6 protein-coding genes are annotated in these 7,816 nt (G+C 45.6%); 5 read left to right on the top strand and 1 reads right to left on the bottom strand.

What is annotated here, in order from left to right:
* Positions 1-1,280 precede the first annotated feature (1,280 nt).
* From CHB92_RS25125 to CHB92_RS25145, 5 genes are all read left to right on the top strand, one after another.
* Complete coding sequence (locus CHB92_RS25125; RefSeq protein ID WP_089321994.1) at positions 1,281-2,213, top strand: nucleotidyltransferase family protein; 933 nt, start codon at positions 1,281-1,283, stop codon at positions 2,211-2,213.
* Positions 2,210-3,358: a phosphotransferase enzyme family protein gene (locus tag CHB92_RS25130; protein ID WP_089321995.1), complete on the top strand. Its 1,149-nt coding sequence runs from the start codon at positions 2,210-2,212 to the stop codon at positions 3,356-3,358. Before CHB92_RS25125 ends, CHB92_RS25130 begins: the two co-directional genes overlap by 4 nt.
* 2 nt (positions 3,359-3,360) lie before the next feature.
* Positions 3,361-4,041 (top strand): carbohydrate-binding family 9-like protein, encoded by a 681-nt coding sequence (locus CHB92_RS25135; RefSeq protein WP_089321996.1) that lies wholly within the window; start codon positions 3,361-3,363, stop codon positions 4,039-4,041.
* Between the two features lie 77 nt (positions 4,042-4,118).
* Positions 4,119-5,558, top strand: coding sequence for a Gfo/Idh/MocA family protein (locus CHB92_RS25140; protein WP_089321997.1), 1,440 nt, complete (start codon positions 4,119-4,121; stop codon positions 5,556-5,558).
* A gap of 207 nt (positions 5,559-5,765) precedes the next feature.
* Complete coding sequence (locus tag CHB92_RS25145) at positions 5,766-7,370, top strand: helicase associated domain-containing protein (RefSeq protein WP_179223165.1); 1,605 nt, start codon at positions 5,766-5,768, stop codon at positions 7,368-7,370.
* A gap of 219 nt (positions 7,371-7,589) precedes the next feature.
* Here the strand turns inward: CHB92_RS25145 and CHB92_RS25150 are convergent.
* On the bottom strand, positions 7,590-7,816 hold a 227-nt coding region (locus CHB92_RS25150), incomplete at its 5' end, for a trimeric intracellular cation channel family protein (RefSeq protein ID WP_179223166.1).

Genomic DNA, 7,816 nt, shown 5'->3' on the forward strand with positions numbered 1-7,816 from the left:
CGACAGTTACTGCTCCGGCTTCAGGGCATCGGCACGCATGAAGAGTACCGAGGACAGTAGCATGGAGCATGTCGGGTTCAGGTGTGTGAAAGACAAATAAAAGTCCCCTCTTTTACGGAGGTACTCATTCCGCTTAACTGTAATTGCCACTACTTGACCTGACACTACTGCTAATTTTTGTAGCAGAAGGCTTACAGGTTGATTTTTCTTTCGCAACCCCTCCATAGCTAGTGAGAGGGGATTACGAAAGAAAAATGTTAAGTGGGGAATGTCAGATAAGTTACTGTTCAATGCCAGAGAATATCAGCTTACATCCTGACTATTACAGCTTAACTAACTATTAAACCTAAGATATTCTGCAAACCGTGGTAATATCAGCCGTCCAGCATGTGCACGAGCACGCAAACTTCATTTTTAATAAGTCCGTTGATTACCGCTACGCCTTTCTACCGCTCACTATTGAGCACTTAAACGTACTTTAAGAGTCACTATACCTCCTGCAAGGCAAGGCCAGGCAAGCCATTCATCACACCAAAAAGAAACTAATAAGATGATCTATATACTGTCTTACAGTATTTTATAGACAGTACATGGCAACAGGACCACGCAGGTACAGGCACTGCCACCAACTCTCGGGCAAAGTCTACACAACGGTAGGATACCTGTAGCCTTGCTTTCTTCCGATCTGCTATTAGAGCTCTACAAGCTACTTTATTAATGCCAAATTTACTCTGCTCCAGGGAAAGCAGCATTTCAGGCAAACAGGGTCCTGCCAGAGAACTTTAGAGTCTCGACTAGTGGGGAGCCATAAACAAGTGTCTCCTGTAGTCATTCTCTTACATTTTTTTGCGACTCTGTAGGCAGCCGAGGAATATTTGCACAAGGTCATTGTCTTAGCTCTTCTCACTAACTTCTTCCTTTTGTTAACACCCATGCAGTTCATTGAAAGCACTCCTCCATATAGTATGGTGTATTACCTATTTATTTAGCTGCGTGCTCGTAAACATTATGCACTTTTTTCTTGTTTTACATTAAGTTGCTACTTACTTTTAAACACTGTTCTCTTCGTTATACCAGGCAAGCAGCCCTGGTTAGCTTCTACCGAGCGATGTATGACACAAGAGTACGTAGCCCCAATAAATGCCTGCGCTTTGTCTGCTCCTATGCTAGACGACGCGTTCTATATAGAGTACAAGACAATTTAAACCTGCCCTTAAGCAGCTTTTCCGTTCTTTCAGAGGGAATCAACCCACTGATTAACATACTAAATTCTTCATAACATGAACAATAGCCCAACTTTATTGATTTTGGCGGCGGGCATGGCTAGCCGGTATGGCAGTCTGAAACAATTGGATGCCTTCGGCCCTAATGGAGAAACCATTATTGACTACTCTATTTATGATGCTGTAAGGGCAGGGTTCGGGAAAGTTGTGTTCGTCGTTCGAAAGTCTATAGAGGATGAGTTCAAATCGGTAATGGAGAACAGACTACCCGAGCAGATAGCAGCCGAATACATAACGCAGGAACTGGATATGTTACCGGCAGGCTATGGTATTGCGCCAGGCCGTACAAAACCTTGGGGAACCGGGCACGCCGTGTGGTTGGCCTCCGCTAAAATACAGGAACCATTTGCAGTTATAAACGCTGATGACTTCTATGGGTACAAGTCTTTCAGATTGGCCGCTGATTTTTTAAAGAGCAGTAGTGACGACAGGGAGTATGGTCTGATTGGTTTTAGACTGGCCAACACTCTCTCCGAACATGGCAGCGTATCGCGTGGCATCTGTGCCTTTGGCCCTGATCAGGCCCTCTCCTCGCTTACAGAGTTGACGAAGATTGTGCGAAGGGATGAAGACCGCATCCTGGTGCAGGACGAAAATGCGCAGTATGGAGAATTACAGGGCGATGAGATTGTTTCTATGAACCTAATGGCGTTCAAGCCTACTGTTTTCCCGTACTTTGATAGTTACCTAAAGGAGTTTCTAGACAAAAAGGGCCAGGATCAGAAGACTGAATTTTACTTACCCTCTGTAGTGAACGAGATGCTAACAACAGGGGCGGCACGGGTCAAAGTTATACCTACGCCCGAGAAATGGTTTGGCGTTACCTACCCCGAAGACAAAGCCAACACCATGAAACAGATTAATGCCCTGGTTCACGCTAACATATATCCCCAGAATCTATGGAAAAAAAACATATCCTATGCAAGATGAAAGATAACCCTATAGCCGAACAACACATAAGGGAGGTACTCTCTCATTTTACACTGGAAGGAAGCATAGCCGGGATTAGCTCCTATGGCTCTGGTCACATTCACGACACCTACTTCGTGAAGAACAGTAAGGCAGCCTGCCCAAACTACTTGTTACAGCGTATTAACCACAACGTGTTTAGAAATGTCCCCCTGTTAATGGAGAACATTGAGCAAGTAACGCAGCACCTTCGCAAAAAATTGGCTAAAATACCTGGAGCCAGCCCTGAGAAGGAGGTCCTTACGCTGGTGCCAACATATGGCAAGCAAAGTTTCTACTGCGATATCAACGGCAACTACTGGAGAGTATACTTCTTACTGGAAGGCACACGTAGCTACGATCTTGTGGGTTCCCCACAGCAGGCTTATGAGGGAGGCAAAGCTTTCGGCAGATTTCTGGCACTGCTGTCGGACTTGGACATTGATAAGTTGCATGAATCTATCCCTGACTTTCATAACATAGAGAACAGACTTCGGCTTTTTAAGGAGGCAATGCAAAAGAATCCATTAGGAAGAGCGGAGCAGGCAAGAGAGGAAATTGCTTTTGCGCAGCAGCGGGCCGAAGAGATGAGTACTATATGCAGGATGGGACGGGAAGGAAGGCTTCCCCTGCGTGTAACGCATAATGACACTAAGTTTAATAATGTGCTGCTCGATAGGTTTGACAAAGCACAGTGTGTAATAGACTTAGACACTGTGATGCCAGGTTATGTGGCTTATGATTTTGGTGATGCCATCCGGACCACTGTAAACAAAGCTGCCGAGGACGAGAGGGAGTTAGATAAAATCGGCATTAATTTCGAGTTCTTCAATGCTTTCACTGAGGGTTTCCTTCTGGAAACAAGCTCTATTCTTACAGATGAGGAGATAGCGTCCCTCTCGCTTGGCGTAACGCTGCTTCCTTTTATCATGGGCCTACGCTTTCTGACCGACTACATTGACGGGGACAACTACTATAAAACTCAATTCCCGGAGCACAACCTGCAACGAGCACGAGCACAGTTCAGGCTAGTGCAGGTGTTAGAAGAGAACAGAGAGCTGCTACAAAGTACTATAGAGAGAGCTACTGCCTCCTATAAGACACCGTTGGAAGATCATCAAGTATAAAGATGAAGCAACTCATTGTTCCACAAACGCCTGACCTATGGCAGGATAGCCCGATTTCACTAGTCACCGCCAAGCTCGATGCGCTTCCAAGGCAAGGCATAGCTTCGTGCCCCTGGTCTGCCGAGGAGGGGAAGCCAGAGGTTTATTTCACGCTCGCCCATAACGATGGGTGTCTATTCCTGAAGTACCGCGTGCGGGAGAAGACTTTGCTAGCCCGGTATAGAAACATTAATGACCCCGTTTACAAAGACAGTTGTGTGGAATTCTTTATCGCTTATGGGGAAGACAGCGCCTATTATAATATAGAGGCAAACTGCTTAGGCACCTGCCTAGTCGGATACGGCAAGGGCAAGAACAACAGAAAGCTCTTACCAACAGAGACTGTATCTGTAATTAGGCATCATGCAGACTTGAAAGTAGCAAACAAGGGCCAAAGCTTCATGGTTTGGGAGCTTACACTGATTATACCTGCCTCGGTGTTTTCAGAGCACAAGCTGAAGACTTTTGAAGGTCAGAATGGCAGAGTCAACTTCTACAAGTGCGGAGATGACCTCCCTGAGCCCCATTACTTAGCTTGGCATCCCATAGAGGCACCCGAACCGGACTTTCACCGGCCAGAGTACTTTGGGCAAATAGCATTTATAGGAGCCCTGCTACCTGCACAACCTCTTCTGCACCAGTAAAAGTTAGAGGATAGGATACATTCATCTATTATTTGATCTGTAAGAACATGAGCTTAAAAAATTTAACCAAATAAACCATGAGCAGTAATCGCAGAGAATTCCTGAAACTTTCCAGTCTGGCCGGTATAAGTATAGCCAGCACAAGCCTGCTTGGAGGCTGTGCCACAGCTGAGAAGCAGCAGTCTAAGCTGGCTCAGGTTGAAAAGCAGGCGAAACGAAAGTATACGCAACGTTTCAACATGAGCGGCTATAGTGCCCCAAAGCTTAATAAAGTTCGCATTGGGTTTGTTGGCTTAGGCATGCGCGGTCCGGGTGCTGTTTACCGCATGAGCAATATTGAGGGAGTAGAGATAAAGGCGCTCTGTGATTTGATTCCGGAGCGGGCAGAGAAAGTAAAGAAACAGCTACAGGAGCGAACTGGTTCAGCTCATAACCCTACCCTGTATTCCGGTAAGGAAGACTCATGGAAGATGATGTGTGAAAGAGATGACATTGATCTAATTTATATCACCACGCCGTGGCACCTGCACACACCACAATCCGTTTACGCAATGGAGCATGGAAAGCATGCAGCTACAGAGGTGCCCGCTGCCACTAGCCTAGAAGAGTGCTGGCAGTTAGTGGAGACATCGGAGCGCACCCAGAGACACTGCATGATGCTAGAAAATTGTTGCTATGACTTTTTTGAAATCCTTACGTTAAACATGGCGCGCCAAGGTTATTTCGGGGAGATTATACACGGAGAAGGAGCCTACATTCACCAACTGGTAGACCTGAATTTTGACAAAAATGGATATCAAGATATGTGGCGTCTGAAACAGAACATGACCCGCAATGGCAATCTTTATCCTACCCATGGCCTAGGCCCTATTTGCCAGGTGATGAATATAAACCGAGGCGATGTGATGGATTACTTGACAGCGGTGCAAAGCGATGACTTTATGATGTTCAAAGAGGCACAGAAACGTACTGAAGGAGATCCTTTCTACAAGCAGTTTGTGCAGGACACCTACCGTGGCAACATGAACACCACCACTATCCGCACCAAAAAGGGTCGCACCATCATGATTCAGCACGATGTAACCTCTCCGCGCCCATATTCCAGAATTCACTTGATAAGCGGAACCAAAGGAATTGCCCGCAAATGGCCGGAACAGAAAATTGCCACTGGCCACAGTTGGTTGTCCAAGGAGGCTATGAAGGCGTTGGAGGAGCAATATACTCCTCAAATCGTAAAGAAAATCGGTGAAATGGCCAAGCAGATCGGTGGCCACGGCGGCATGGACTTTATGATGGACTGGCGTCTGATCGATTGCCTGAGGAACGGTCTCCCGCTGGACCAAGACGTTTATGATGCGGCATCCTGGACTTCGGTAGGACTACTAAGTGAATGGTCGGTGGCAAACCGCTCTAACTCCATCGATGTACCTGACTTTACAGCCGGTGCCTGGCAAACGAACATGCCTGTTAACCTTTCCCTAGCGGGTGGCGGTACTACAAGCGTAAGAATTCAATAACGGCACCAACTTATAGGACTTTATTGACCTACACTAAGTAAATCTTAATCCCTTCCTCTACTACTACAGCAGAGTTAGCAAAAAGCTTTCTTATTATCCCCATAAACAAAAAAAGAGATTAGCGACAAGATGACAGCTTTTGGGACACATTTATATAGCACCGAGTTTCTTAAAAAGTGGTACCACAACTATTACAGAATAGAATCTTTGAGTAAAGACAAGACCTATTCTCCCTGTAGCCTTGACAACGAGCTAGCGCAGTGGGCAGGCATTCAAAAGAGAATCAAGCACATGCTCCCCGAAGGGTTACAGGATCAATTAACAACATTAAGCACTTACTTTAGAGAGGAAGTAAGCCCTTGGGAGACTATGTACAGTCGGTTGGCCAACTATTCGCAGGACAAGGGGCATATCTGCTTGCCTCAAGACGAAAAGTATGAAGACCTGCAAGACTGGTTGATAAGACAGGTAATTGGCAAGCGGCTCTTAACAGAGGACCAGTTTCAAAGATTGGACCTGCTTGGTGTTGACTGGAACTTGCCAGTTAGTAGAGAGCATCGATGGGAACAAATGTATACGAGGTTGAAAGACTTTTACCGCACCTTTGGGCACTGCAAAGTGCCTCAAAGGTGGGTAAAGGATAAACAACTGGCCAATTGGGTAACAGTTCAGCGTAACAGGCATGCGAAGCAGATGTTACGAGAGGATCGCTTCCGCATGCTGAATGATTTAGGATTTATCTGGACCGTTAAAGAGGTTTATAAATCACAGTGGGAATCATTTTTCCTAAAGTTGAAGAAGTTCTATCTTACTAATGGACACTGCAAGGTTCCGTGCAAGCACCAGAAACTGGTAAGCTGGATGGAGCGACAAAGACTAGCTAAGAAAAACAACTCACTATCCCCGAGTCGCGAAAGGAGATTAAATGAGCTTAATTTTACTTGGAGCCATGAGGGTATTAAAAAGAAGCTCTGGGACAAGAAATATGAACAGCTGAGTGAGTACAGAAAAGTACATGGCCATTGTCTTGTTCCTCTGAACTATAAGGAAGATAAATCACTTGGCATCTGGGTCTCTACTCAACGGCGTCTGGACGTTTTAGGTAGGCTAGAATCAGCTAAAAAGAAAAGACTAAACCATTTGAACTTCGTTTGGAGCGGAGAGACCAAACAGCAAATAAGGTCTATTTATGACTCTCGGTGGGATGCGAACTTTGAGAAGTTGCGGTCATATAAGCAAAGGTACAGCTCTTGCCAAGTATCCACAAAAATAGATTCCGCCCTTCAACGGTGGACAAGCTTGCAACGCCAACTGTTTTATCAAGACCGTCTGTCCAGCGAAAGAGTAGATAAGCTAAACAGGATCAACTTCCCATGGAGCGTTCATGAAGGATATTGGATGAAGATGTATGAGACATTAACAAATTATAAAGTCCAATTTGGCCATACACAAGTGCCCTATAACTGGAAACCTAATCCGCAACTTGCTGCGTGGGTTTATAGAATTAAAGCGAACAAACAAGATTTATCACCCAGCAAGATTGACCTTTTGAATAAAATAGACTTTGATTGGACCTTGCGCCGCAAAACTATCATACCCTGGAAGGATATGTACAAGCGCCTGGAAGCCTTTAAGCAGGAACATGGGCATACGCGCGTAAAGACTGGTTGGTCTTCAGATCCAAAACTAGCAAAGTGGGTCAGCAGGATGCGTTTTGAAAAGGAGGCTCTTCCCCCTGAGCGCCTCTCTCTGTTAGATAAGATAGGCTTTGACTGGGGCATAAAGGCGCATCAGAGAAATCAAGTCGGGTAAAAGCAGAACAATCAAAGTATGTTGCCCTACCTCTAAAGAGGCTGGCAAAGAGGAGGAGCAGGTAATACTCATAGTCTAGATTGTCCAGTGATTCACCAAGGCACATCCACTGGAGGCCTTGTTTATCACCTGAATATTCTCCATCACCACACCGCAGTATCGTTATCCCAATATAGCAAGAAGAAAGACTCACTTCATCTAACACAAGAAATGGTTTACCTAGTCTTTTTGCTTTGTACTGTCTAAATCTAATATAGGCAGTTGTATGTGAAACTTCACGGCCGCTATGCGGATAGCAATTACGGTTAGGGCAGCAGCCAGCTCGGTAAGAGGGGCCGGGAGGCTAAGCTCGTAGCAGACAAAATAGACAAAGCCCCCTGCTATACAAGCCAGGGCGTAGATATCCTTACGGAAAAGCAAGGGCACTTCATTGATAAGAACATCGC

This window comes from Pontibacter ummariensis, assembly GCF_900188175.1.
In the GTDB taxonomy this organism is placed as follows: Bacteria; Bacteroidota; Bacteroidia; order Cytophagales; family Hymenobacteraceae; genus Pontibacter; species Pontibacter ummariensis.

Bases quoted from the DNA above. Each gene is read 5' to 3' on its own strand.
- CHB92_RS25125 (WP_089321994.1), top strand. From the start codon at position 1,281: ATGAACAATAGCCCAACTTTATTGATTTTGGCGGCGGGCATGGCTAGC.
- CHB92_RS25140 (WP_089321997.1), top strand. From the start codon at position 4,119: ATGAGCAGTAATCGCAGAGAATTCCTGAAACTTTCCAGTCTGGCCGGT.
- CHB92_RS25130 (WP_089321995.1), top strand. From the start codon at position 2,210: ATGAAAGATAACCCTATAGCCGAACAACACATAAGGGAGGTACTCTCT.
- CHB92_RS25135 (WP_089321996.1), top strand. From the start codon at position 3,361: ATGAAGCAACTCATTGTTCCACAAACGCCTGACCTATGGCAGGATAGC.